This window comes from Nesterenkonia sp. DZ6 (assembly GCF_022565835.1).
In the GTDB taxonomy this organism is placed as follows: domain Bacteria; phylum Actinomycetota; class Actinomycetes; order Actinomycetales; family Micrococcaceae; genus Nesterenkonia.
Map to the genome: position 1 here is coordinate 37,067 of NZ_JAJOYW010000002.1, position 25,049 is coordinate 62,115.

24 protein-coding genes are annotated in these 25,049 nt (G+C 68.2%); 11 read left to right on the top strand and 13 right to left on the bottom strand.

Going from position 1 to position 25,049, the window contains the following annotated elements; genetic code table 11:
* Nucleotides 1–30 precede the first annotated feature (30 nt).
* The gene (locus LTH93_RS05775; protein WP_304653870.1) at nucleotides 31–1,443 is read left to right on the top strand and encodes a S8 family serine peptidase; all 1,413 of its coding nucleotides are present in this window, start codon (nucleotides 31–33) and stop codon (nucleotides 1,441–1,443) included.
* 42 nt (nucleotides 1,444–1,485) lie between these two features.
* On the opposite strand, the gene LTH93_RS05780 is transcribed toward LTH93_RS05775, so the two are convergent.
* Both LTH93_RS05780 and glpX read right to left on the bottom strand, forming a co-directional pair.
* Nucleotides 1,486–1,785 carry a putative quinol monooxygenase gene (locus LTH93_RS05780; RefSeq protein ID WP_241465142.1) on the bottom strand — a complete coding sequence of 100 codons (300 nt, stop codon included), beginning with the start codon at nucleotides 1,783–1,785 and terminating at the stop codon, nucleotides 1,486–1,488.
* A 224-nt stretch (nucleotides 1,786–2,009) separates the two neighbouring features.
* Nucleotides 2,010–3,074, bottom strand: coding sequence for a class II fructose-bisphosphatase (gene glpX / locus LTH93_RS05785; protein ID WP_241465144.1), 1,065 nt, complete (start codon nucleotides 3,072–3,074; stop codon nucleotides 2,010–2,012).
* A gap of 134 nt (nucleotides 3,075–3,208) precedes the next feature.
* Here glpX and LTH93_RS05790 point away from each other — a divergent pair, with 134 nt between their 5' ends.
* The 4 genes from LTH93_RS05790 to LTH93_RS05805 all read left to right on the top strand — a co-directional run bounded on the left by LTH93_RS05790 (nucleotide 3,209) and on the right by LTH93_RS05805 (nucleotide 5,624).
* Nucleotides 3,209–3,847 carry a DUF4245 domain-containing protein gene (locus LTH93_RS05790; protein WP_241470392.1) on the top strand — a complete coding sequence of 213 codons (639 nt, stop codon included), beginning with the start codon at nucleotides 3,209–3,211 and terminating at the stop codon, nucleotides 3,845–3,847.
* The gene (locus LTH93_RS05795) at nucleotides 3,844–4,473 is read left to right on the top strand and encodes a carbonic anhydrase (protein ID WP_241470393.1); all 630 of its coding nucleotides are present in this window, start codon (nucleotides 3,844–3,846) and stop codon (nucleotides 4,471–4,473) included. Before LTH93_RS05790 ends, LTH93_RS05795 begins: the two co-directional genes overlap by 4 nt.
* A gap of 85 nt (nucleotides 4,474–4,558) precedes the next feature.
* Entirely contained in the window at nucleotides 4,559–5,092 is a 534-nt protein-coding gene (locus LTH93_RS05800; protein WP_241465147.1) for a prepilin peptidase, read from the top strand.
* A 4-nt stretch (nucleotides 5,093–5,096) separates the two neighbouring features.
* Nucleotides 5,097–5,624: an NUDIX hydrolase gene (locus tag LTH93_RS05805; protein WP_241465148.1), complete on the top strand. Its 528-nt coding sequence runs from the start codon at nucleotides 5,097–5,099 to the stop codon at nucleotides 5,622–5,624.
* A gap of 97 nt (nucleotides 5,625–5,721) precedes the next feature.
* On the opposite strand, the gene LTH93_RS05810 is transcribed toward LTH93_RS05805, so the two are convergent.
* The gene (locus LTH93_RS05810) at nucleotides 5,722–7,143 is read right to left on the bottom strand and encodes a class II fumarate hydratase (protein WP_241470394.1); all 1,422 of its coding nucleotides are present in this window, start codon (nucleotides 7,141–7,143) and stop codon (nucleotides 5,722–5,724) included.
* Between the two features lie 78 nt (nucleotides 7,144–7,221).
* Nucleotides 7,222–7,818, bottom strand: a complete 597-nt coding sequence (locus tag LTH93_RS05815) for a MarR family winged helix-turn-helix transcriptional regulator (protein ID WP_241470395.1) — start codon at nucleotides 7,816–7,818, stop codon at nucleotides 7,222–7,224.
* Nucleotides 7,819–7,964: 146 nt separating this feature from the next.
* Between LTH93_RS05815 and LTH93_RS05820 the strand changes: the two genes are divergently transcribed.
* A complete protein-coding gene (locus LTH93_RS05820; protein ID WP_241470396.1) occupies nucleotides 7,965–8,675 on the top strand; it encodes a rhomboid family intramembrane serine protease in 711 nt (236 codons plus the stop codon).
* A 73-nt stretch (nucleotides 8,676–8,748) separates the two neighbouring features.
* Here LTH93_RS05820 and LTH93_RS05825 read toward each other — a convergent pair whose 3' ends face one another.
* On the bottom strand, nucleotides 8,749–10,071 hold the full coding sequence (locus tag LTH93_RS05825; protein ID WP_241465555.1) for a PhoH family protein: 1,323 nt from the start codon (nucleotides 10,069–10,071) through the stop codon (nucleotides 8,749–8,751).
* Between the two features lie 361 nt (nucleotides 10,072–10,432).
* Nucleotides 10,433–11,215 carry a polyprenyl diphosphate synthase gene (gene uppS / locus LTH93_RS05830; protein WP_241465152.1) on the bottom strand — a complete coding sequence of 261 codons (783 nt, stop codon included), beginning with the start codon at nucleotides 11,213–11,215 and terminating at the stop codon, nucleotides 10,433–10,435.
* A 212-nt stretch (nucleotides 11,216–11,427) separates the two neighbouring features.
* On the opposite strand from uppS, the gene trhA reads away from it, so the two are divergent.
* Entirely contained in the window at nucleotides 11,428–12,057 is a 630-nt protein-coding gene (gene trhA, locus LTH93_RS05835; RefSeq protein WP_241470661.1) for a PAQR family membrane homeostasis protein TrhA, read from the top strand.
* A 4-nt stretch (nucleotides 12,058–12,061) separates the two neighbouring features.
* Here the strand turns inward: trhA and LTH93_RS05840 are convergent, their stop codons facing one another.
* The 4 genes from LTH93_RS05840 to mca form a co-directional block, all read right to left on the bottom strand.
* Nucleotides 12,062–14,245 (bottom strand): thioredoxin domain-containing protein, encoded by a 2,184-nt coding sequence (locus LTH93_RS05840; protein ID WP_241470397.1) that lies wholly within the window; start codon nucleotides 14,243–14,245, stop codon nucleotides 12,062–12,064.
* 135 nt (nucleotides 14,246–14,380) lie between these two features.
* Nucleotides 14,381–16,567 (bottom strand): prolyl oligopeptidase family serine peptidase, encoded by a 2,187-nt coding sequence (locus LTH93_RS05845; RefSeq protein WP_241470398.1) that lies wholly within the window; start codon nucleotides 16,565–16,567, stop codon nucleotides 14,381–14,383.
* A 118-nt stretch (nucleotides 16,568–16,685) separates the two neighbouring features.
* Nucleotides 16,686–17,060 (bottom strand): hypothetical protein, encoded by a 375-nt coding sequence (locus LTH93_RS05850; RefSeq protein ID WP_241465155.1) that lies wholly within the window; start codon nucleotides 17,058–17,060, stop codon nucleotides 16,686–16,688.
* 118 nt (nucleotides 17,061–17,178) lie between these two features.
* Nucleotides 17,179–18,036 (bottom strand): mycothiol conjugate amidase Mca, encoded by an 858-nt coding sequence (gene mca, locus LTH93_RS05855; RefSeq protein ID WP_241465557.1) that lies wholly within the window; start codon nucleotides 18,034–18,036, stop codon nucleotides 17,179–17,181.
* 233 nt (nucleotides 18,037–18,269) lie between these two features.
* Between mca and LTH93_RS05860 the strand changes: the two genes are divergently transcribed.
* The 3 genes from LTH93_RS05860 to greA all read left to right on the top strand — a co-directional run bounded on the left by LTH93_RS05860 (nucleotide 18,270) and on the right by greA (nucleotide 20,285).
* The gene (locus LTH93_RS05860) at nucleotides 18,270–18,707 is read left to right on the top strand and encodes a DUF4307 domain-containing protein (RefSeq protein WP_241465156.1); all 438 of its coding nucleotides are present in this window, start codon (nucleotides 18,270–18,272) and stop codon (nucleotides 18,705–18,707) included.
* A gap of 74 nt (nucleotides 18,708–18,781) precedes the next feature.
* Entirely contained in the window at nucleotides 18,782–19,639 is an 858-nt protein-coding gene (locus LTH93_RS05865) for a molybdate ABC transporter substrate-binding protein (protein WP_241470399.1), read from the top strand.
* 145 nt (nucleotides 19,640–19,784) lie between these two features.
* On the top strand, nucleotides 19,785–20,285 hold the full coding sequence (gene greA, locus LTH93_RS05870) for a transcription elongation factor GreA (protein ID WP_241465158.1): 501 nt from the start codon (nucleotides 19,785–19,787) through the stop codon (nucleotides 20,283–20,285).
* A gap of 127 nt (nucleotides 20,286–20,412) precedes the next feature.
* Here greA and ilvA read toward each other — a convergent pair whose 3' ends face one another.
* The 3 genes from ilvA to LTH93_RS05885 all read right to left on the bottom strand — a co-directional run bounded on the left by ilvA (nucleotide 20,413) and on the right by LTH93_RS05885 (nucleotide 24,213).
* Nucleotides 20,413–21,699: a threonine ammonia-lyase gene (gene ilvA / locus LTH93_RS05875; RefSeq protein WP_241465159.1), complete on the bottom strand. Its 1,287-nt coding sequence runs from the start codon at nucleotides 21,697–21,699 to the stop codon at nucleotides 20,413–20,415.
* Nucleotides 21,696–23,150 carry an AI-2E family transporter gene (locus LTH93_RS05880; protein WP_241465160.1) on the bottom strand — a complete coding sequence of 485 codons (1,455 nt, stop codon included), beginning with the start codon at nucleotides 23,148–23,150 and terminating at the stop codon, nucleotides 21,696–21,698. Before LTH93_RS05880 ends, ilvA begins: the two co-directional genes overlap by 4 nt.
* Before the next feature lie 145 nt (nucleotides 23,151–23,295).
* A complete protein-coding gene (locus LTH93_RS05885) occupies nucleotides 23,296–24,213 on the bottom strand; it encodes a Bax inhibitor-1/YccA family protein (protein ID WP_241470400.1) in 918 nt (305 codons plus the stop codon).
* 191 nt (nucleotides 24,214–24,404) lie between these two features.
* Between LTH93_RS05885 and LTH93_RS05890 the strand changes: the two genes are divergently transcribed.
* Nucleotides 24,405–25,034: a biotin transporter BioY gene (locus tag LTH93_RS05890; RefSeq protein WP_241470401.1), complete on the top strand. Its 630-nt coding sequence runs from the start codon at nucleotides 24,405–24,407 to the stop codon at nucleotides 25,032–25,034.
* Nucleotides 25,035–25,049: the final 15 nt, after the last annotated feature.

A 25,049-nucleotide genomic window follows, 5' to 3' on the forward strand; every position in this document is an offset into this window, starting at 1 on the left:
GTGTCGGCGCGGCGGAGGGACGGGACAACAATGGGACGCTTTGTAGTGACCTTTGACACCTCAGATTCAGAAGTGCTGGAACGGGACGCTCCCGGGCTGCTCAGCGCCCAGGGCTTCTCCACCGACATCTATTTCCCTCGACTCGGCGTCGGCGTGGTCGACGGCGAGTCCGGTGACCTCGAGGCGTTCAGCGGTCGATGTCGTGAACGTCGAGCGCCGATGAGCTACAGCCGGGAGCTGACCTACTACGCGATCGGGGCGACCCCCGCCGAGCGCACGACGACAGCCGCAGTCGTCGACACCGCTGCACTGACCTGGGGGTTGCAGGCCATTGAGATCGGCCGCGCCCAAGCGGCGGGGCTCACCGGCGCCGGGGTGCGCATCGCGGTGCTGGACACCGGTTTCGACGTCGACCATCCGGACTTCGCCGGCCGCGTGGTGACGGCAGAGTCCTTCATCGCCGGGGAGGGTCCGGAGGACGTCCACGGTCATGGCACGCATTGCGTGGGCACCGCCTGCGGACCCTGGGCTCCCCCGTCCGGTCGAGGCTTCGGCGTGGCCCCCGGGGTCGAGATCTTCGCGGCGAAGGTGCTCGGTGCGGACGGATCCGGCTCAGACGCCTCGATCCTCGCTGGGATCGACTGGGCGCTGGCGAACAACTGCCAGATCATCTCGATGTCACTGGGCGCCGATGTGCGCGAGGTCCATCCTCCATATGTGACCGCTGGTCGGCGGGCGCTGGAGCGGGGTTCGGTGCTGGTAGCCGCGGCGGGCAACAACGCCGGACGAAGCGCAGGAAACCCCGGCTTCGTGGGGGCACCGGCGAACAGCCCCTACGTCATGGCGGTGGCCGCGCTGGACACCGGGCTGCACGTGGCGGACTTCTCAGCCCGCTCCCTGCCGCACGATGGTGGGGAGGTCGACATCGCCGCCCCCGGGGTGGACGTCTACTCATCCTGGCCGCGTCCCGAGCACCACCGCAGCATCAGCGGCACCTCCATGGCAGCCCCACACGTCTCCGGCATCGCCGCCCTGCTCTCGGCCTCCACCGGGCTGCGCGGCCAGGCGCTGTGGGATGAGCTGATCCGCACCGCGCGTCCCCTGGCAGGCGCTGAGCGTGAGGATGTCGGGGCGGGATTGGCTGCGATCCCAGCGGCCGAAAGGACAGTGACCATGCCGGAGCAGCAGTGGATCATCACCGTGGACGAGGAGCATCTGGACGCGATCGACGAGGTCGTCGCTGACTTGGAATCGGCTGGGCTCGTGGTGGACCGGGTGCTGCGCAGCCTGGGGCAGATCACCGGACGCACGGAGGCGACCCCGGGGATGCAGGCGCAGGCCGCGGGTGAGGAGCCGAAGGGCTTCTCCGCGGTGGCCGGGGTGGCCTCGGCCGACGGCGGCCAGCGGCACCATATCGCCCCGCCCGACGCCGAGATCCAGTAGCGCCGGATGCGTGGGACGGAGGTCCCTGATACATGGAAGCGGCTACGGCAGCGGGGATCCGACCACGTCGAACTGGTATCCGTCCATGGCACCCGAGAGCAGGGGCATGGCCTCGGCGATGAGTGCACGGACGCTCGGCAGCTGGAGCGAGTCCTGGTGGGCCTCCGCGGAGGTCCAGAGTTCGCTGACGAAGACCGTCTCGGGGTGCTCGTCGCTGATGCCGACCTCGTAGAGAAGACATCCGGCCTGTTCCAGGTCTGGATTATGGCGGGTCAATATGGAGACGACTCGGTCCCGGGCGCCTGGCACAACTCCCAGCGTTCCCACATTCGCGAAAGCCATGACACCACAATAGATAGGCCGCGTGGCCCTGTCAGCCCCTCGTGAGGAGTCACCCAGAAGCTGCGAAGCGGTCGGCGAGGAACATCGCATGCGGCACAGTCGGGGCGTCCCCGATCACGAACTGCTGATCCAGCGCGTGCACCAGCATGGCCGCGGCCAGAAAGACCGACGCTCACACCAGGTGTCCCACAGGGACTCCTCCCCGATCGACATCGCCACTCGCATCACTGCCGGGTGTAGGACTCCCATTTGCGGGCCTGGTGCTCAGCGTCGATGACCCGGACGGTGCCGGACTTCGAACGCATCACGATGGACTGAGTGGTGACCTTGTCTCCCTGGTACCGGACGCCGCGCAGCAGATCGCCGTCGGTGATGCCGGTGGCGGCGAAGTAGCAGTTGTCGCCGGTGACCAGTTCGTTGGTGGTGAGCACCCTGCTGACGTCGTGGCCGGCGTCGAGCGCCTTCTGCGCCTCCTCGTCGTCGATCGGAGCCAGGCGACCCTGGATCACACCGCCGACGGCCTTGATGGCGCAGGCGGTGATGATGCCCTCAGGTGTGCCGCCCACTCCCATGAGCACGTCTATGCCGGAGCCTTCGCGGGCCGCGGCGATGCCTCCGGCCACGTCACCGTCCATGATGAAACGGGTGCGAGCTCCGGCTTCGCGGATCTCCTCGACCAGCTTGGAGTGGCGCGGGCGGTCGAGCACGCAGACGTTGAGCTGACTGATCCGCTTGTTCTTGGCCTTGGCGATCAGGTGCAGGTTCTGCTTCACGGGCAGGCGCAGGTCCACCATGTCGGCGGCCTCGGGTCCGGTGATCAGCTTGTCCATGTAGAACACCGCCGATGGATCGAACATCGTGCCGCGCTCGGCCACGGCCAGCACTGCCAGCGCGTTGTTGTAGCCCAGCGCGGTGAGCCGGGTGCCGTCGATCGGGTCCACGGCCACGTCGGCCTCCGGTCCGCTGCCGTTGCCGACCCGCTCCCCGTTGAAGAGCATCGGGGCTTCATCCTTCTCCCCCTCGCCGATGACCACGATCCCGTTGAGGTTCACGGTGTCCAGCAGGGAGCGCATGGCATCCACTGCGGCACCATCGGCGGTGAGCTTGTCACCCATGCCCACCCAGGCGCCGCCGGCGATGGCCGCGGCCTCGGTGACCCGGACCAGCTCCATTGCGAGGTGGCGGTCAGGCTCGGAGTCTCCGACGGCCAGGCGCGCTGAAAGGTGGGAGAAGTCCTGGGTGGAGCCGTCGTCGGAGCGTTTGCCGCCGGGCTGCGAAGAATCGTTCATGGGCTTGGGCCACCTTGTCGTCTCGGCTTCTGACCGGCCTCGTCGCCGGCCCTGCCGCCATCATAGCCGTGAGCGCCGACACGGCACCGAGTCACGGGCCCGGGCATGTCTGCCGGCGGTGACACAATGGAGGAGTGACCGAGCCAGAAGAGACCCCCACCCCGCAGCTGACGCAGTCCCAGGCGAAGCGGCTGCGCCAGCCCCTCATCGGCGTCGTGATCACGGTGGCGATCACCATGCTGGCACTGTTCGCCGTGATGGGGCTGAGACCAGAACGCGATGTCGCCTTCACCCCTGACGTCGACGTCGAAGAGGCTGCCGGCTGGACCAGCGACGTGGCCGGCTACACCGCCATCGTCCCGGATGTGCCCGAGGGGTGGACGGCGAACTATGCCCGGTGGGAGAACCGCGCAGAGCTCGGGGTCACTGCCTGGGAGGTCGGGTACTCCGTCGACGAGCAGAGCTTCCTGAGCTTCGCGCAGACCGACGAGCCCAACCCCGCCTGGGTCAACGATGCGACGCGGCAGATCGGGGCCACCGGGGAGGAGACCGTCGATGGGCTGACCCTCGAGGTCCGCGAGAACGACGAGTGGAAGTACTACGTCCTGGAGGCCGAGGCGAACACGGTCGACGGCACGGCGATCGTGTTCGGCGGGGAGGCCACGGCAGAGCAGTTCGACATTCTCCGCAGAGCGGTCACCGAATCGATCGATGTTGAGGTAGAACATGTTGAGGTAGAAACAGGGGAAGACAACGGAGGTTCCACAGGATGACCGCATCGACCACGCCCGCTCAGCCGCTCCCCGCGGAGGTCTGGGAACTGCTCAAAGCCGGCAACGAACGCTTCGTCTCGGGTGAATCGAAGCACCCCAACCAGAATGCCGCCCGCCGATCCTCGCTGACCGAGTCCCAGCATCCGATGGCGGCGATCTTCGGCTGCTCGGACTCCCGCCTGGCCGCGGAGATCATCTTCGACGTCGGCCTCGGTGACGTCTTCGTGGTCCGCACCGCCGGGCAGGTCACCGACGACGCGGTGCTCGGCTCTCTGGAGTTCAGCGTCGCCGAGCTGAAGGTCCCGCTGATCGTGGTCCTCGGGCACGACTCCTGCGGCGCCGTCTTGGCTGCGCTGCAGGCCACCGAGTCCGGAGTCACCCCCACCGGCTTCGTGCGCAGCCTCGTCGAGCGCATCACCCCCTCGGTGCTGGCCGCGCAGCGCGCCGGAATCACCAGCGTCAACGAGACGGTCGAAGAACACGTGAAGCAGACCGCCCACCGGATCGTCGATCATTCCCGTGTGCTCCACAACGCCGTCGCGGAGGGCCGCACCGCGGTCATGGGGGTGACCTACCGGCTCTCGGAGGGACGCGCCGACGTGGTCACCAGCATTGGCGAAGTCTGACCCTCAGCTCAGCGGCATTCAGGGGCATCTTCCCCAGATAGTCATGCCCATTCCCTCCTGAGCCCCTGACGCCTAGGGTGGGACCGTGATCGCGTTCATCACCGAGCTGCTGAGTTCCGGGGCGCCGGGCCGGGCCCTGGCGGGTGTGCTGCTGCTGATCGCCGGGGTCGTGTTCGCGGTCTGTGCCATCGCGCTGAGCTTCAGCGATCTGCGCGAGCACCGGCTTCCGAACCGCATCATCTATCCCTGGGCCGGGCTCGTGATGGGGCTGCTGCTGCCGACTGCACTGCTGCTGGGCGATCCGCTTGCGGCGCTGCGCGCCCTGGCTGCCGCCCTGACCTGGGGCGGGCTCTTCCTGCTCGTGCGGCTGATCGCTCCCCCGGCGCTGGGCATGGGGGATGTGAAGCTGGCCGTGGTGCTGGGCCTCTACACCGGGTTCCTCGGCTGGGACACGGTGCTGACCGCCGTCGTCGTGTCCTTCCTGCTCGGCGGACTGGTCTCGGCAGCGCTGTTGCTCTCCGGGCGCGGCACGGCCAAGACCGCGGTGCCCTTCGGACCCTTCCTGCTGCTGGGCACCACCATCGCCCTGATGCTCAGCGGCGGCCACTCGCTAGGCTGAGGACATGCCCACCCCAGACTTCATCAAGGAACTGCGTCAAGACATCGGCACGAAGGAGCTCTGGATCCCTGCGGCCCGCGGCGTGGTGCTCCGCCGGGGAGCGGTGGGTGGCGAGGCCGCCGCCCCCTCCCCTGCCGCACCCTCCACCGCCGAGACCGAGGTGCTGCTCGTGCGCCGCGCCGACAACGGTGCGTGGACCGTGACCTCGGGGATCCTCGATCCCGGTGAGGATCCTGCCGTCGGAGCGGTCCGCGAGGTCGAAGAGGAGACCGGCGTCGTCGCCCGTCCGGTGCGGGTGGCCGGAGTCTTCGCCACCGGGCTGGTGCGCTACCCGAACGGGGACGCCTGCCGATACCTGGACACGGTGCTGGAGATGGAGCCCATCTCGGGGCAGGCGCGGGTCAATGATGATGAGTCAGTCGAGGTCGGCTGGTTCCCCGTCTCCGCGCTGCCAGAGCCGATCAGCGAGGACCAGCGGATGGTCATCGACTGGGCGCTGGACACCGAGGCCCCCGCACGATTCCGCAGCTGAGACCAAACTCCCCGCTGGTTGAGTTCTCCGGTGGATACGTATGTACCGGAAAACTCAACCAGCGGGGAGGAGTGGCGTTGGGCGCGCAGAGCTCAGATCAGCCGGGGCGGGTCATGCTCATCAGGTCCAAGGACTCATCGAGCTGCGCCTCGGTGAGGTCGCCGCGCTCGATGTAGCCCAGCTCGATCACGGCGTCGCGCACGGTGAGCTTGTTCTTCACCGCGTGCTTGGCGATCTCGGCGGCCGCCTCGTAGCCGATGTGCTTGTTCAGCGGGGTCACCACCGACGGCGACGCGGCGGCGAGGAACGCGGCGCGCTCCTCATTGGCGGTCAGGCCCTTGATCATCTTGTCGGCCATCACGTAGCTGGTGTTCTTCAGCAGCCTGATCGACTCCAGCAGGTTCGCGGCCATCACCGGGATGCCGACGTTGAGCTCGAAGGCGCCGTTGGTGGAGGACAGCGCGACGGTGGTGTCGTTGCCGATCACCTGGGCGCAGACCTGGATGGCGGACTCGCAGATCACCGGGTTGACCTTGCCGGGCATGATCGAGGAGCCGGGCTGCAGGTCAGGGATCGCGATCTCGCCGAGGCCGGTGTTCGGGCCCGACCCCATCCAGCGCAGGTCGTTGTTGATCTTCATCAGGGAATAGGCGATGTTGCGCAGCTGCCCGGAGGCCTCCACCAGCCCGTCCCGGTTGGCCTGGGCCTCGAAGTGGTCCCGGGCCTCGGTCAGCGGCAGGCCGGTGTCCTTCGCGAGGCTGGCGATGGCCTTCTCGGCGAAGCCCAGCGGGGTGTTGATCCCGGTGCCCACGGCGGTCCCGCCCAGGGGCACCTCGGCCACGCGCGGCAGGGCGGAGTCGATGCGCTCGACGCCGTAGCGCACCTGTGCGGCGTAGCCGCCGAACTCCTGGCCCAGGGTCACCGGGGTGGCGTCCATCAGGTGGGTGCGGCCGGACTTCACCACGGAGGCGAACTCTTCTGACTTGGCCTCCAGCGCCTCGGCGAGGTACGCCAGCGCCGGCTGCAGGTCGTTGACCAGCGCGGAGGTGGCTGCCACATGCACGGAGGTGGGGAAGACGTCGTTGGAGGACTGGGAGGCGTTGACGTGGTCGTTGGGGTGGACTTCCTTGTCCGAGCCCTTCTCTGCCAGGTAGCGGTTGGCCAAGGTGGCCAGCACCTCGTTGGTGTTCATGTTCGAGGAGGTCCCGGAGCCGGTCTGGAACACGTCGATCGGGAAGTGCTCGTCGAGGTCTCCGGCCTCGACCAGCTCGGCGGCGTGGACGATCGCCTCGGCGAGCTCGGCGTCGAGCACCCCGAGCTCCTGGTTCGCCCGAGCGGCGGCCTTCTTCACGCGGGCCAGCGCTTCGATGTGGGCGCGCTCCAAGGTGCGTCCCGAGATCGGGAAGTTCTCCACGGCGCGTTGGGTCTGCGCGCGATACAGGGCCTGGGCGGGCACCTTCACCTCACCCATGGTGTCGCGCTCGATACGGTATTCGGTCTCAGCAGTGTTCTCGGTCATAGGTTCAGTCTAGTAACCGATCTCCGGGGACTGAGACTGTGACGCGCAGCCAGCGGGCTCAAGATGAGCCGGCGGAGATCAGTCGACGCTGGCGATCAGTCCGAGGAGAAACTTCGTCACCGCCGCGCGTTCAGCTTCGGTGAGCGTCTCCACAGTCTCGATCATCCGGCGGTGCATCTCGCTCAGCGTCTCGCGGACCTCCTGGTCCCCGGCGATGGTCGGTTCGATCGCGACCGAACGACGGTCACTGGGGAAGGGCACGCGGCGGACATAGCCGTAGCGGATCAGCCGATCCACCAGCACGCTGACCGAGGCGGCGCTGATGTCCAGCTCCTGGGCGAGATCGCGCTGGCGCAGCAGCTCCCCGGCGGACTGGGCGCGCAGCACGAAGCGCAGCGCAAGGAGATCGGTCTCACCCATGCTCATCGACTCCCGGGTGCGCGAGCGCATCTTCCGCTCCGACTCGCGGTATCGACGCAGCAGGTTCAGCACATCCACGGAGCTCGGCGCGTGGCCGGAGTCCTGATACCAGTAGCCGCCTGGCCGGGGCGTCGGGGAATCGTGGGTCGCTTCAGCTGGGACTGCCTCATGGTGGGCTTCCGGACCTGGAATCACAGGTTCGGGTGCCGCAGCCGTGACCTCGGGGGTCTGGTGTGCGCGTTCGTCCTTCAACATCCCCGCCTAGGAGTGGCCGTCACGCCACCACATATTGATAGTTGCTCGGACTAAGTGTTGGCCCCTCTGGCCAATGGTATGGCACCAGCAGTTTCGGGGCCACCGTCCGCGCACGCCGACACCCGAGCTCTGCGTAGCATGGAGTGATGAGCAGAGCATTCCAGCGATCCGGAGCAGGCGATCCGATCGGCAGCACACCCGGTGATTCCTGGGGATCCTTGAGCACCGACCTGAAGTCCACCTTCGGCCGGACCTTCCTGCCCGTCGTCGTGCCGCTGGTGGGGATGTGGGCGGTCTATCTGGTGATGGTCTTCACCGGGAACTGGATCAATCGGGCGTTCGGACTGCAGGCCCGGGACGCCGATGGACTGCTCGGGATCCTGTTCATGCCGCTGCTGCACGGCAGCTTCGGACACATCCTGAGCAACTCGATGTCCTGGCTGGTCCTCGGCGGCATGGTCTCGCTGCTGACCCGCCGGTTCGTGAGGATCACGGCCGTGATCTGGCTGCTCTCCGGGGTGCTGCTCTGGCTCGGCGGCACACCCTGGATCTGCCACGATCCGTTGGGCGTGGGCTGCGGCCGACTGCACATCGGTGCCTCCGCCGTCGTCTACGGCTTCGCGACCTTCCTGGTCGCCTTCGGGTTCATCACACGTCGGATCCTCGCGGTGGTGTTCTCCCTGGCGGTGCTCTTCCTCTACGGGTTGAGCATGCTCATCGGGATGACACCGATCAGCCCCGGCGGGGTGTCCTGGTCCGGGCACCTGGCAGGGGCGGTGGCCGGCGTCGCCGTCGCCTTCATCTTCACCCGGTCCGCACGCAGCGAGAGAGCCGCCAAGTCGCCCGCCCGGCGCTGAAGGGAGCCCCCCGGGCCAGAAGACCGGCTCCCGCCCACCGGCAGCGGGCGGGAGCCGGTCAGCCGCACGGACCCTAGGCGTCTTCGAGCAGCTCGGTGACCAGCGCGGCGATCCGCGAGCGCTCCGAGCGGGTCAGGGTCACGTGGCCGAAGAGCGGGTTGCCCTTGAGGATCTCCACCACCGCGGCGATCCCGTCGTGGCGGCCCACCCGGAGGTTGTCGCGCTGGGCGACGTCGTGGGTGAGCACGATCTTGGAGTTCTGCCCCATCCGAGACATCACCGTGAGCAGCACGTTCTTCTCCAGCGACTGCGCCTCATCGACGATCACCCAGGCGTCATGCAGCGAGCGCCCGCGGATATGGGTCAGCGGCAGCACCTCGAGCAGCCCGCGGTGCATCACCTCGTCCAGCGCGTTCTCCGAGACCAGCGCGCCGAGCGTGTCGAAGACCGCCTGGCCCCAGGGGTTCATCTTCTCCGCCTCGGAGCCGGGCAGGTAGCCCAGCTCCTGGCCGCCCACGGCATAGAGCGGACGGAAGACGATGATCTTCTTGTGCTCGCCGCGCTCCAGCACGGCTTCGAGCCCGGCGCAGAGGGCCAGCGCGGACTTCCCCGTTCCGGCTCGACCTCCCATCGAGACGATGCCCAGCTCCGGATCCATCAACATGTCGATGGCCAGCCGCTGTTCGGCGGAGCGTCCATGCAGCCCGAAGACCTCACGGTCTCCGCGGACCACCTGGACGTATTTCTGCGAGGCGGCGTTCTGCTTGACCCTTCCCAGCGCGGAGCCACGGTCGGAGGAGATCACCAGTCCGGTGTTCACCGGCAGATCTTCGGCATCCTCGAGGTCGATCTTCTCGCCGTCGTAGAGCTGGGATATCTGTTCGGAGCTGGCGCTGACCTCGGCCAGACCGGTCCAGCCCGAATCGGTGACCCATTCGTTGCGGTACTCATCGGCCGCGAGCCCCATCGCGGAGGCCTTCACCCGCATCGGCAGGTCCTTGGAGACCACGGTGACCTCACGGCCCTCATCGGCGAAGTTCTTCGCCACTGCGAGGATCCGCGCGTCATTGTCCGAGCCGCGGAAACCATGTGGGAGAACCTCCAGCGAGATGTGATTGAGCTCGATCAACAGCTGCCCGCCCTGGTCGTTGAGCGGGATCGGTCGGTTCAGCGCCCCATGTTTGACGCGAAGCTCATCGAGCAGCCTCAGCGCGGATCGGGCGAAGTAGCCCAGCTCGGCGTCGTGGCGCTTCTTCTCCAGCTCGGAGATGACGACGACGGGGAGGATCACCTCATGCTCAGCGAACCTCAGGAACGCCTTGGGGTCTGAGAGCAGCACCGAGGTGTCGAGCACGAAGGACTGCTGGGCGAGCGCCCCGGCGATTGCTGAGTCCAGCTCGTCACTGCTGACGGCGTCGGGGGTTGCAGGGGTCACATGTGAGGAGGCCACGGTTTCTCCATATCCGGAGACACAGAAGGTCCCGCCCGCGAGTCCTGGTGGAAGGCGCCTGGTGGCGCATCCGGCTCGTGGCGGAACCTTGGACTGTCCCCGTTGTGATTCGCAAGGGTGGTCGGTTCGGCCCTGCGGGGCCGGTCCGACCCCTTCTGCGCGATGCCTGCGGCATACGTGATCGGGCCTCTCCGGTCAGTGTTCTGACACTTCAGAGCGTACTCCGGCATCGAACTACATGGCAGTAGTTCTGGTGAGTTCCGGGTGACGAACGGGTAAACAGCTCAAGCCGGGACGGAAGTGGCGGTCAGTTTCCGAAGCGTCGTTGCCGCTGTGCGTAGTCGCGCAGCGCGCGGACGAAGTCCACGCGGCGGAAGTCGGGCCACAGCGCCTCGCAGAAGTAGAACTCCGAGTACGCCGACTGCCACATCAGGAATCCGGAGAGCCGCTGCTCACCCGAGGTGCGGATGATCAGATCAGGGTCGGGCTGACCGCGGGTGTAGAGCCGGTCGGCGATCGAGCCCGGGGTGAGCTGCTCGGCGACCTCACTGATGCTGCGGCCCTTGGACTCGGCGTCGCGGAGCAGCTCCTTGACGGCATCCACGATCTCCTGGCGCCCGCCGTAGCCCACCGCCACGTTCACGTGCACGGCCGGCTCCTCCTCGGCGCGGGCAAGCTCGGCGTCCACGCAGCGCAGCCGCTCGGCCAGCGGCGCGGGCAGCAGCTCGGGCTGCCCGACCGGGTGGACCCGCACAGGGCGTCCGCCGGGGCGGGATTCACACAGCCGCTCGAGGGTGTCGCCGATGATCTCCATGAGCTGGTCCAGCTCTTCGGCGGACCTGCTCATGTTGTCCGTGGAGAGCATGTAGAGGGTCACCGTGGGCACGCCCAGCTCGGCGCACCAGTCGATGAACTCCACGATCTTGTTCGCGCCCGCCAGGTGCCCGTCGGCGGCGGGGGTGCCGGCGAGCTTGGCCCAGCGCCGGTTGCCGTCCACGACCACGCCGATATGCTGCGGGATCCGGTCCTGCGGCAGTGCGCGGCTGATCTGCCGTTCATAGACGGCGTAGGCGAGGGAACGCAGCCCCATTGGACCTCCTGCTGGGTGGATGCATTCCCACCCTAAGGGACGGCCCTGGGATCTGGGCCCGAGCGTGGTGCGCGTCCGAGTGCGGCGTGCGCCACAATATATTACTGAGCGGTCACATGTGGCTCTACACTGGTGCCGTGGCCCCGAACAAGCATGAGACCGAGCTTCCTGATCGCAGCACCGCCCCTGCGGAGCGGCTCTTCGATACCGAGATGCCGCTGAAGCCGCGGATGCGCGGCTGGCTGCACGCCGGCATGGTGCCGCTGGCCCTGATCGCCGGCATCGTGCTCATCGCTCTGGCCCCCTCAGGCACGCTGCGCGCCGCCTCGGTGGTCTATGTCATCACCGGGCTGCTGCTTTTCGCAGTCTCGGCCACCTATCACCTGGGCACCTGGTCTCCGCGCACCGCACGAGTGCTCAAGCGCCTGGACCATACCAACATCATGCTGATCATCGCCGGCACCTACACCCCGCTGACCCTCGCGCTGCTTCCGGAGCCCCGCGACCTGATCCTGCTCGTGGCGGTCTGGATCGGAGCCCTGGGCGGGGTGGCCTTCCGGGTGTTCTGGACCGACGCTCCGCGCTGGCTCTACACCCCGGTCTACATCATCCTGGGCCTGGCGGCGCTGGTGTTCCTCGGGGACTTCTTCGCCGCCGACGTCGCCGCGGCCACGCTGATCTGCGTCGGCGGGGTGTTCTACATCGTGGGCGCGGTCTTCTACGCGCTCAAGCGGCCGAACATCTCGCTGCACTGGTTCGGGTTCCACGAGCTCTTCCACGCCTGCACGCTGATCGGGTTCATCTGCCACTACATCGCGATCATGCTGGCGCTGCTGGACTGAGCGGTCACCCGTCAAGCGCGGCCAGGGCCTGATCCACCGAGCCCACCGGGGGCAGGCAGATCATGGTGCCTACGGAGTTCAGGCACACGCTCAGGCGCAGCGGGGTCTCCGTGCCCACCGCCTCGACAGCCACCGGTTCCACCGGCACCCCGTGCAGCGCGCCCGCCCGACGCACCTGGGCCAGGTCTTCGGCGGTGCCGGCGAGGAACCGGAGGGCCGGTGACCGCCGTCCGGCGCGCCGAGCGACCAGCAAGGATGCTCCGATCACCGTGGGTGCCTTGGACGCGGCGAGCTTCACATGCTGCAGGATCAGGCCAGGCCTGAGATCCTCGGCCCCGAGCAGCTCCAGCGCCTCCGCCATCTGCAGCGCCTGGGCCAGTGCGGCGACGCTGCTGGGCTCAGGCCCATCCAGCGGGGTGGCGAACAGCGGCCCCTGCTGAGCGGCGGCGAGCAGGCCCGTGGTGTCCGGGTTCTCCAGCAGCTGGATCTCGCCGTCCGTCCGGCGCACGAAGTTCTGCAGAATCTGGCGCAGCACGGCGGCTCCGCGGCGGACCCATGCGGCGTCCGCGCCGGCGGAGCCGAGCTGGAAGCAGGCCACGGCGAGATGCGCGTGATCGGCGAGTCCGCCCAGCTCGGCGGCGGGGACTCCGGCATAGGAGATCCGCCGGACGCGCGCCCGGCCGGCGTCGTCGCTGGTGTCGCTGGCGGGTTCGAGCGTCACATGGGTGCGCCAGAGCTGTTCGGCGAGGGCCTCGGCCCGCCCCAGCAGTGCGGAATCGTCCCAGAGTGCGGCTGCCGTGGCCATCGAGGAGATCGCCTGCGCATTCCAGGCCGCGACGACCTTCTCGTCCCGCGCCGGCTGATCCCGCAGCGCACGACGACGGCGCAGCTCCGGTGCGACCTGTTCCCACAGCTGCGTCTGGGCCCGGGTCAGCGGCTCATCGAAGTGCAGGGTGCGCGGAGTCTGCGCGGTGATGTCCAGCGGGGCGCCCTGCGTGATCGCCTGCTCATCGGCGGGCACGCCGCGGTTCAGGGCCACCAGCTGCTGCCCCTGCTCCTCCCCCAGGCCGGCAGCCCCGGCGGCGTCGAGCAGCTCGGCGTCGGAGAACAGGTAGGCGGCGCCCTCGGCATGCCGACCATGGGCATCCACGGTGTCGGCGTCGAGGGAGGAGGCGAGCAGCCCTGAGTCCGGAAGCAGCATCCGTTCGGTGAGCCAGTCCAGGCTGAGCCGGGCCTGGCGCTCGGCACGTGCACGCTGTGTGGCATCGGCCGCGGGGTGCACGCTGAGCCGGGCATAGTGCCCGATGAGCTGGGCGTTGTCGCAGAGCATCTTCTCGAAATGCGGCAGCGCCCAGGCGAGATCGGTGGCGTAGCGCGCGAAGCCGCCTTCGACCTGGTCGAACAGCGCCGAGCGGCCGAGGGTCTCCAGCGTGCGAAGCGCCATTCCTGCGGCGACGGAGCCGGGGTCCCATGCGGACTCCTCGAGCAGGAAGCCCAGCAGCGGGGAGGGTGGGAACTTCGGCGCGGACCCGAACCCGCCGTGGACCAGGTCCTCCTGCTCGCTGAGCACCGCCAGGGCGGCTGCGACCAGTCCGTCGAGCTCTGCAGGCTCCATGGTCGCGTGCGCACCGGGCACGCCGTCGTCGTCCTGGGTGTGGACCATGGTGGCCAGTCCTGCCTGCTGTCGACGCTGAATGCCGAGGGACTCGGCGATCTTGCCCGCCGAGGTCTCGACCTCCGCGCGGCGTTCGGTCCAGGCCGCATGGACGGCGTCGAGGACTTCGGCGAAGGACGGGACCTGTCCGACCCGTCGGGGTGGGAAATAGGTGCCGGCGTGGAAGACCCGCGCATCGGGGAGGGTGAAGACGCTCATCGGCCAGCCGCCCTGCCCGGTCATCGCCTGGGTGGCGGCCATATAGGTGTCATCGACATCCGGGTGCTCCTCGCGGTCCACCTTGATCGCGACGAAGCGCTCATTCAGCGTCTCGGCGAGCGCAGGGTCCGCGAAGGACTCGCGCGCCATCACGTGGCACCAGTGACAGGCCGCATAGCCGATGGAGACGAAGACCGGGACGTCCCGGCGGCGCGCCTCGGCGAAGGCTTCGGCTCCCCACGGGTACCAGTCCACGGGATTCTCCGCGTGGGATCGGAGGTACAGCGAGGAGCTTTCGGCGAGGCGGTGTCCCATCCGTCCAGTCTTGCGCACCCGCGACCCGGCGTCGAGCGCCTGCTCCCGCGTTGAGGGGCGGAAATTCCGGGCATCTGATGCCTCGAACCCGCTCAACCGCTCGGAGAATCCGCCCCTCAACGCGGCAGGGACACGTCAGCGGCTCAGCTCAAGGTGCGGGATCCCCTCCGGCTCGAAGCTGAAGATCTGTCCGTAGAAGCTCAACGAGGCCTCGAAGCTGGTGATGATGTTCTCCGCCTTGCGGAAGCCGTGCTGCTCTCCGGCGAAGAGCAGATAGGCGTGCGGAATGGACTTCGCGGCGAGGGCGTCGCGGAACATCTCGGCCTGGTTCGGCGGAACGATCGGGTCCTCGTCGCCCTGGAGCAGCAGCACCGGGCAGCTCAGCGAGTCCACGTGGTTCAGCGGTGCCCGCTCGCGGTAGATCTCTGCGGCCTCCGGGTAGGGGCCCACGAGCCCGTCCAGATAACGGGACTCAAAGTCATGGGTGTCCTCGGCCAGCGCCACCAGGTCGGCGACGCCGAAGCTCGAGACCCCCGCGGCGAAGGTCTCGGTGCGGGTCAGACACGCCAGGGTGGTCCATCCGCCGGCGCTGCCGCCCTCGATCCCCAGCCTTCGGGGGTCGGCGATGCCCTCGGCGACCAGGTGCTCCATCACCGCGACGGTGTCCGCCACATCCACCACGCCCCATCGGCCCTTGAGCCGGTCGCGGTAGGCCCGACCGAACCCGGTAGAACCGCCATAGTTGATGTCGACCACCCCGATCCCGCGCGAGGTGTAATAGGCGATCGCGAGCGAGAGTCCGACGGCGGCCTGGCCGGTGGGTCCGCCGTGCACCTGTGCGATGAACGGGGGCAGCTCCCCCGCCGGAGCGGCGAAGCCAACCTGGCGCGGCCGGTAGAGCACCGCGTGGATCTCCTGCCCGGAGTCGTCCTGCACCGTGATCGGCTCCGGGGCCGGCAGCAGCGCCGGGTCCGGGGCGTCATCACGGGAGGACCGGACGACGCCGGGACGGTCGACCCGCCATCGTCCGTCGCTGACGACGAGCGGGCCGACGCTGATCGCGGAGAACTCGGTGGTCGACGCACCGTGGATCGCGAGCGCACCGTCCTGGCGCAGGCTCACCCCGGCGATGCTGGTGTGCGGCAGCTCCAGGGGCACCACGGTGCCGGCACGCAGGTCGAGCACGCCCAGCGAGTCCGTGGCGGTCCCGTGGATGCACAATGCGTGGTCAGCGCCGATCAGGGTGACCCAGCGCTGGCCCAGCTGCCACAGCGGCCCGGCATACTCCTGCTCATCGACCAGCAGCTGGCGCGGCGTCTCGATCGCTGCGGGCCCACCCTTGGTACGAGTCTGGGCGTCGGTCTGGGGCCCGGTCTCCACGGTCTGCACGGTCCAGGGGTTCCACCATCCGGAGCGGTCGCTGAGGTAGATGAGTTCGCCGTCACGGCGCCACTGCGGCTGCAGCACCGAGACCTCGGGGCCGCCGTCGAGGACGTGATCGTCGACCACGATCCCGCCGGCGACGCGGCCCACGTGCAGCGCGGTGCCGTCCCACGGCATCTGCGGGTGCTCCCAGGAGATCCAGGCGAGCTGAGTCCCGTCAGGTGAGAGCTGCGGGTGAGCGACGAAGCGCGAGGCAGGCGTGACTCGTCGCAGCGCGCGCTGGTCCTCCGCGGCTGAGCCGTCCAGCGGGAGGGCGGCGATCGAGCGCTCCACGAGCGGGGCGCCCGTGGCGTCGTCGCCGTCGAGGTGTTCCTCACAGACCCACCACACCTCCACGGTGCCGTCGGCGAGGGAGACCGCCGTGGGCTGGGCCCAGCGCAGCGAGGGCCCGCCTGCGGAGGTGACCTCGGGGCCCACCGGGCTGATCGGCTGCGGAGTCCCACCCTCGACGAAGGCGTAGACCCGCTGGTCGGTGAAGTTCACGAACAGCACCAGCGGCGCCCCGGAGGCCCCCTGATCCGGCCGGGCGCCCTCTGGCGGTGCGGTCGCGGCGGGGGTCCCAGCGGGCAGCGCGATCCAGGAGGAGCCGCCGTATTCGTGGACCCGTGACCGCGCATTGAACGGCGCCGGAAGCACCGTCACGGTGTGGGGGTGCGTCTGCTGGGTCGGGCGGGCCGCGTCGTCGTCGGTCCGAGCGGCGCTGAGTGGATCTGCGTCGGTCCGGACGATGGTCTGCCGGCCACCCTCGGCGGCGAGCGCCTCGGTCCACCAGAGCTGCTCCCCCACCCACTGCGGGGAGCCCAGGCGGTTGCCGCCTACTGCGAGCTGTTCCGCGGAGATGCTCGATGGCCAGGATCCGTAAGGGAGAGTTGTCACCATGGCGCCAGTGTAGGACACCCCACCCATGCGTTGAGGGGCGAATTCTGCGAGTAGTTCAGTGGGTTCCCGGTCTCAGATCCACGTAGAATCCGCCGCTCGACGCAGGAGGGGACCCGGCTCAGCGGGAGGGTGGGTGGGGTTCGTTCTCGGCGGGCGGGGCCGGAGTCGTGGGGCTTGGGCCGAAGCGGGCTTCGGCGGCGGCGTCGCGGGAGCGCTGCTGGGCCGCTGAGATCTCGGCTTCGGTGATCTCTCCGGGGAACTCGGCCTCGTCCTCGCCGTACTCGGCCTCCACCTGCGCCCGGTACTTCATCCGGCGCATGCGCTTGACCAGGTCCCGGACCACCACGATGAGCAGCACCACGACCAGCGCGGTGAAGAGGAAGCCTTCGATCCCCGGGGTGATGTCGGCCTCTTCCAGCCCAGGGCGAAGCTCGGGAGCGTCACCGCCGCCCCCACCTGGCCACGGGTTGTTGACCGAGGGAATTAGAACCACAGGTGTCTCTGCCTTTGAACGTCGTCAGTCCTGACGGACCGGGCTTTTTCGGCAGCCGCCGACGGCGGCCATCGACTCAAGTCTACGCGTTGTAGAAATCCGGCACCGCACCAAGTCTTCAGCGCAGGCCGCTGAAGAGATCGTATTCCGGCAGCTCGGTCTTCACCCGGGAGTCGACCAGCACGTAGTCGTCATAGGGCCAGACCTCGCGCAGGAAGTCGTTGGGAGTCGCGAAGAAGAACCCGTCGGGCTCCACCTGGGTGCGGTGGGCGCGCAGGGCGCGGTCGCGGTGCTCCAGGAAGGTGCCCACCGGGATCTGGGTGGTCACCTCGTGCTCGGTCATCCATGGGATCGACCCGTCACGGAAGCGCAGCAGTCGATCCTCATAGGGGGACTTGTGCCCGGCCTCCAGCAGGGCCTTGTGGATCGCCTCGAACCGGCCGGGGTTGAAGGCCCGGTCGTAATAGAGCTTCTGCGGCTCCCAGGCCTCACCGAGGCCCTGGTACCTGGTGGGATCGCCGGCATCCCGGTAGGCCTCCACCGTGATCTTGTGACTCATGATGTGGTCCGGGTGCGGGTAGCCGCCGACCTCGTCATAGGAAAGGATCACGTGGGGCTTGAATCGGCGGACCAGGCGGACCAGCGGGGCCGTGGCCTGCTCCAGCGGCAGCGTCGCGAAGCTCCCGAAGGGAAGCGGCGGCGTGGGGTCACCTTCGGGCAGCCCGGAATCGGCGAAGCCCAGCCAGACATGGGAGATGTTCAGCGCCGCGGCAGCCTCGGCCATCTCCATCCGGCGCACCCCGGGGAGGTCGCGGTGGGTCTGCAGGATCTCCCCCGCGGCCGGGTTCAGCAGATCGCCCTGCTCACCCCCGGTCGCCGTGGCCACCATGACTTGAGCACCGGCAGCCGCGTAGGCCGCCATCATGGCGGCACCCTTGGAGGACTCGTCATCGGGGTGGGCGTGCACGGCCAGCATGCGCAGGCCTGAGGATCTCGGAAGGCTCTGCGCCTTGGCGCCGGCGAGCGCCGCCGCAACCTCGGTGCCGACACCGCCCCCGACGTCGGTGCTGACACCGGCGCCATGGTGTGCGCCGCCCGCGCGGCCGGCCCGGGAATTCGGCTGAACCGATGCGGCGGTGGAGGCGGCCGGTGGGGACTTCTTCGAGAGGGTGCGGTGTGAGCTCTGCATAAGCACCTAGAATAGTCCTGATGACTGAGTCCAGCACCACCGACGCCGCTGCCTCCACTGAGCTTCAGTCCAGGTACGGCACCCCGAGGCGCAGCGCGTCCGCGAGATCCCAGCGCTGGATGATCATCGGCGCCCTGGTGCTGGCCTTCGGAGCCATCGTCTATTTCACGGTGGGCAATGCGGTCGGTCAGCTCACCCATAACGACGTCGGGTACACGATCATCTCGGACACCGAAGCCTCGGTGGACTTCGAAGTGTCAAAAGACCAGGATGCTACTGTTCAGTGCATGATCCATGTGCTGGACAACAGCTATGCAGTTGTCGGCGCCCGGGTCATCACCATCGGTCCGCACGAGGGATCGAGCCCAGGGGATCGCAGCGAGTATTACCGCACTGATGTGCGGACGGAGTCCCGCGGAGTCACCGGAGTGGTGGACTCCTGCTGGGACGTCGACTGACCGCCGCAGCACCCGCATCACACACAGAGCTCTAGCAGACGGGCTCCACACCCTTTTCTCAGGGGAGCCTGTCCATGAAACCCGATTCTCTCTTCTTCCGACTCCGCGGCGTGATCGCGCTCGTGCTCCTGCTCTGCTTCGTCGCGGCATTCGTACTCAGCGCCTGCGGCCCTGCCACCGGAGTCTCCGCAGGTGAAAATCGCAGCGTGACCGTGCTGGCGGCACCCTCCACGGCCCCCGCACTCGACGCGCTGCGCTCTGATCTTCATGACCGGCAGAGCGGAGTCTCCGCCCAGGTCGAGTACCTCGGCAGCGACGCGCTCGAGCGCGCGATCGAGTCTGGCCACGACGCCGACCTGGTCCTGACCGCCTCGCGGGACCAGATGCTGGCACTCACCCAGGACGGGAGCATCGAGGGTGATCCGATTCCACTGGCGAGCAACCGACTGGTGCTGGTCGCCACGGCGGAGAATCCCTTCGAGATCCTGGACTTCGACGACTTCGCCGCGCGCGCCGCTGACCTGAGGGTGAGCACCTGCGCCGGAGATGCTCCCTGCACCGAACAGATCACCGACCTCTCCGGCACCTTCGACCTGGATCTGACCGACGAGGAGTTCCACGTGGCCCGCGCAGGCTTCTCCGCAGAGCCGGACAGCGCGCTGCAGAACCTCACCGAGGGCAGCAGCGACGCCGCCCTGGCGTATGTCACCGACGTACTGGCCCAGGACGTCCCGCTGCAGACCTTCGAGATCCCGCAGTTCCAGCAGAGCACCACCCAGGTCTGGGCCGGGGTGCTCACAGACCCCGAGAACTCCGGCGCGGCGAATGAGTTCTTCGGCATCCTTGCCGGTGAACGCGCCCGTTCAGCCTTCAGCGAAGCGGGCTTCCTTCCCGCCCCTGTCGCGGAAGCTGAGGCCAGTTCCGATCAATAGCCACGGTCCTGATTGAGAATCCGGAGCACCCCCACTAGCATGTGGGGAACGCATCAACACCCCGCCGAGGCATGTCCCGGGCTCAAGGGCCAGAACGCATGCCGTCCAACGGCGGGGTCTTTGCATGAATAAGGAGAGCTGAACCGTGTCAACGAACACCCCCGAGATCGACGAGAACGCTCAGTGGCTGACCCAGGAGGCCTACGATCGGCTGAAGGGCGAGCTCAAGCACCTCAGCGGACCCGGTCGCCAGGAGATCGTTGACCGCATCGAGTCTGCTCGCGAAGAGGGCGACCTCAAGGAGAACGGCGGCTACCACGCCGCGAAGGAGGAGCAGGGCAAGGCCGAGGCGCGCATCCGCTACCTCAAGGACCTGCTGGAGAACGCCTATGTCGGCGATGCTCCCACCGGCGACACCGTGGTGCCCGGGATGCTCGTGGAGGCCAAGATCGCCGGCAACACGATGAAGTTCCTCTTCGGCAACCGCGAGATCGCCGGAGACACCGACCTGGAGGTCTACTCCGAGCGCTCCCCCATCGGCGAGGCGATCAACGGCGCCAAGCCGGGAGACAAGCTCAGCTACGCCGCACCCAACGGCAAGGACATCCCGGTGGAGATCCTCTCCGCCGAGCCCTTCGGCGGCTGAGATCCACACCCCGCAGCACGACGACGACGGCCCCCTCCACTGGGAGGGGGCCGTCGTCGTGTCTGGGAGGTGCTCGGTGCTTGGGGAGCATCCCAGTGCCGCTGGAGTGCCCAGCTGCGGGGCGTGCTCAGTGCTGCGGGACCATCGGTTCGTAGCCCTGGGCGCGCAGCCGGTTGAGCACCCGCTCAGAGTGCTCGGCGCCCTTGGTCTCCATATTGATCACGATGGAGACCTCCCCCATGGACAGCGCCCCACCGATCCGGCTGTGGTCCACCCCGGTGACGTTCGCGTCGGCGTCGGCGATGATCTGGGAGATCGTGGCTAGCTCACCCGGAAGATCCTTGAGCATCAGCTTCACGGTGAGGAACCGGTTCGCGGCGGAGAGGCCGTGCTGGATCACGCGCAGCATCAGCATCGGGTCGATGTTGCCCCCGGAGAGCACGGCGACGACGTTCTTGGGCCTGATCCCCAGGTCGGCGAGCTTGCCCTCCATCAGAGCCGCGACGGGCACCGCGCCTGCCGGCTCCACGACCATCTTGGAACGCTCCAGCAGGAAGATCAGCGCGCGGGCGATCGCGTCCTCGCTGACCGTGACGACCTCGTCGACGAGCTCCTTGATGATCTCGAACGGGATCTCCCCCGGCCGGCCCACGGCGATGCCGTCGGCGATGGTGCGCACCCCCTTGATCGGGACCAGCGCGTCGGCGGCGAGCGACGGTGGATACGCAGCCGCGTTCTCGGCCTGGACGCCGATGATCTTGACCTCGCGGCCCAGCCGGGCGGCCTGCTGCTTGATCGCCACGGCGGAGCCGGCCAGCAGCCCGCCGCCGCCGATGCCCATGATGACGGTGTCGACCGCGGGCTCCTGCTCCAGGATCTCCAGGCCGATGGTTCCCTGACCGGCGACGACGTCGGTGTTGTTGAAGGGGTGGATGAAGACCGAGCCGGTCTCGTCCGAATTCCGCTGCGCCTCGGCGAGGGCCTCATCGACATTGGAGCCGTGCAGGATGACCTCGGCCCCGTGGTCCCGGGTGGCCGCGAGCTTGGGCAGGGCCACCCCGTGCGGCATGTAGATCTTCGCGGTGATGCCCAGCTTCTTGGCAGCCAGCGCCACGCCTTGGGCGTGGTTGCCGGCCGACGCCGCGACGACGCCGCGGGACTTCTCCTCCTCGGAGAGTCGCGCCATGCGCACGTAGGCGCCGCGCACCTTGAACGAGCCGGCGCGCTGCAGGTTCTCGGCCTTCAGGTGCACGGTGGCGTCCACCATGCGCCCCAGTGCGCGCGAGTGCTCCATGGGAGTGCGCACGATGATGTCGGCGAGCAGCTCCTGGGCGGCCTGGATGTCTTCGAGCTGGACGCTCAGGTGCGCGCCTGGGCGCGCGACTGCCTCTGCGCCGTGCTGGATCTGTGTCATTCTCGCTTGCCCTCATCATCTGGATGGGTGTCGGTCCGGGTCTGAGCGGCAGTGCCGTGGCCAGCGTCCTCGGAGTCGGCATCGGGGTGTGGACGGGTGCCGGCCGCGGTGTGCGTCTCGGTGCGGGTCGGCTGCCCTTCCGCGGCGTCGACGCGGCGTCCGAATCCGCGCCTCTCGGGGTCCAGGCCGGGGATCGTCTGCTTGAACCGGCGGGTGATGTTCGCCAGCGAGGCCTGTTCCTCGGCCTCCTGCACCTCCTTCTGAGCAGCTCGCTTGACGGCTTCTTCCTTCTCCAGCTTCTCCATGGCCTTGGCCTCGGGGTCTGAGCGCCATTCCTCCTTCACCAGGTACCGCGCGGCCCGGGTGATGAAGGCCAGGACCGGCACGGCGAAGAGTGCGCCGACGATGCCCAGCAGGGTGGTGCCGGCGGTCACGGCGAGGATCACGGCCAGCGGGTGCAGCCGCACCGCCTTGCCCATCACGATGGGCTGCAGGATGTTGGATTCGATCTGCTGGACCAGCAGGACCACGCCGACCATCAGCAGCGCGTTGCCCAGCCCATTGGCCACCAGGGCAAGGATGACGGCAACGGCGCCGGTGACCACGGCACCGACGATCGGGATGAAGGAGCCCAGGAAGACCAGCACGGCCACCGGCAGCGCGAGCGGCACTCCCAGCAGGGCCGCGCCGACGCCGATGCCCACCGCGTCGACTCCGGCCACGAAGACCTGGACGCGCATGTAGGAGCCCAGCGCGGTCCAGCCGCGACGGCCTGCGCCGTGGATGGCGGGGCGGTGCTTGCCGGGGGCGAAGAACACCAGGAAGTCCCAGATCTTGCGGCCATCGGCCAGGAAGAAGATCAGGGTGAACAGTGCGAGGATCAGTCCGACGACGAGGTTGCCCGCGGTGGAGCCCAGCGCCATGGCTCCGCCGAGGATCGCGTCAGAGTTCTCCTGCAGATAGGCGAGGCCTTCTTCGAGCCCCTGATTGATCTGGTCGGCAGAGATCTCGATGCCGAAGCGGGCGGCGGTGTCCTCGGCGAGGGTGACCAGCTCGAAGAGGCCTTCCTGGACCTGCGTGGCCATCTCGGCGAAGCCGGTGACCAGCTGCTGGCCGACCAGGTAGAGCAGTCCCGCCACGAAGCCGATGAGCACCAGCAGCGTGGTGATCGCCGCAACCACGCGCGGGAACTTCCACTTGACGAAGACGTTCTGCAGCGGGCGCAGCAGGGTGGCCAGCAGGGCGGCCACAAGCAGCGGGATCAGCAGCAGCGAGATGTGGCTGAGCAGCCAGATCATCACGCCCGCGAAGAGCAGGATGATGATGACGCGCCAGGACCAGGCGGCGGCGATCCGGATGCCCCATGGGACGTCTTCCTGGATCCGCTGTTCCTCGGCCATCCGGGGAGGGACGTCCTCTTCCATCAGCTCGAGCTTCTCGACAGTGTTCATTGCTACATCCTGCCATGGCAACAAGGGGGTGAATCGACGACGGGCCCGCCTGATGCTCGCGAGCATCGGGCGGACCCGTCGTGGTCTGCACGGTCTCAGCTGACCGGCGTGCTCACCGGCGCTGAGCTCTCAGTTCGGAGCGTGATCAATCCGCCATCGAACGTATGATCGCGATCACGCGCAGGATCTCGATGTAGAGCCACACCAGGGAGACGGTGAGGCCGAAGGCGGCGGCCCAGCCGTACTTCTGTGACACGCCGGCCTCCACGCCTTCCTGGATATTGGTGAAGTCCATGACCAGGGAGTAGGTGGCCAGGAGGATGGCGAAGGCGCCGATGGCGATGCCCATCCAGCCTGAGCGCAGGCCGAACATGCCCATATCGGTGAACATGACCAGACCGAAGTTCATCAGCGAGAACACGGCGTAGGCGATGATCGCGACGAAGAACATCTTGTTCAGCTTCGGAGTCGCGCGGACCTTGCCGGACTTGAACAGCGCCAAGACGGTGCCGAAGACCGCCAGGGTGGCCAGCACTGCCTGCACGGCGATGCCGGGGAACATCATCTCCATGACCATGGTGAAGGCACCGAGGAAGAAGCCCTGGGTGGCGGAGTAGGCCAGGATCAGGGCCGGGTTCGGCTCCTTCTTGAAGGCGTTGACCAGGCCGAGGCCGAAGCCGGCCAGCGCCGCGACCAGTGCCAGCCCCATGATCGCACCCGGCATGACCATGCCGAGGGCGACGGCGCCGGCCGCGCCGAGCAGCACGACGGCGAAGCTGGTGACGGTCTTGCGGATGACATCGTCATAGGTCATCGCCGCGCCCTGGGAGCCGGCGGCATCGGGCAGGTTGTACTGGCGGTTCAGCTGATCCGCCCCGGCGGCCGAGGCCTGCTGGCCGGGCATGCCGTACTGGGCGGCGAAGGGCTGGCCCTGCGCGGGGCTCTGCTGGCGCGACTGCTCGGTCACGCCGCCCTGGTCATTCATGTAGAACCGGCGCCGCTCGCGCTTCTTCTCGCTGAACTGGTCAGGGAAGGCACCGGTGTTGAAGATCGGGTTGGACATGTGTGACCGCACTCCTATCGGTGCTCGGGTGGATGTCTCATCGTCTGTCCCCGCAGGTCACGGCCGTCCGGCCGATCTCATGAGGGACGAGTCCCTGGATATTCTAGCGTCCTCGCCCCGCCGCAGCTGGAGATTACCTGGAAATCTGCCACCGGCGGACGGCGAGCGGCCCCAGGCGCTATATTTGAACGGTGTTCAATAAATCTCCAGCCCCGCCCGCCTCGGTGACGCCAGGCGCCACCGCACCCGCCGCTCCCAGCACCGCGGTGCGCAGCATCGCCCAGATGGCGATGTTCGCAGCACTTGTCGCAGTCCTGGGCCAGCTTCCGGCCATCCCCCTGGCCGGGGGCGTGCCGATCACGCTGCAGACCCTCGGAGTCATGCTCGCCGGCGCAGTGCTGGGACCGTGGCGCGGCGCCGGGGCCATCGTGCTGCTCCATCTGCTCGTCGCAGCAGGACTGCCGCTGCTCGCCCACGGCTCAGGGGGTCTGGGCGCCTTCGCCGGGCCCAGCGCCGGTTTCGCGCTGGGCTGGATCCCTGGAGCCTTCGTGGTGGGACTCATCACCCAGGCCTCCTGGCCGCTGCGACTCTGGCGCACCATCACCGGCACGGTGCTCGGTGGGATCCTGGTCGTCTATGCCTGCGGGATGCCGGTCATGGCGTTCCAGATGGGACTCACCATGGAGCAGGCGGCGCTGATCAACCTGGCCTTCCTTCCCGGCGATCTCCTCAAGGCGGCCATCGCGGTGGCGCTGACCCACTCGCTGGCACGCGCCTACCCGGCCCCGTTCAGCCACGCCCGCTCGCGCCGACGCACCTGATGCCGGCCCACGTGA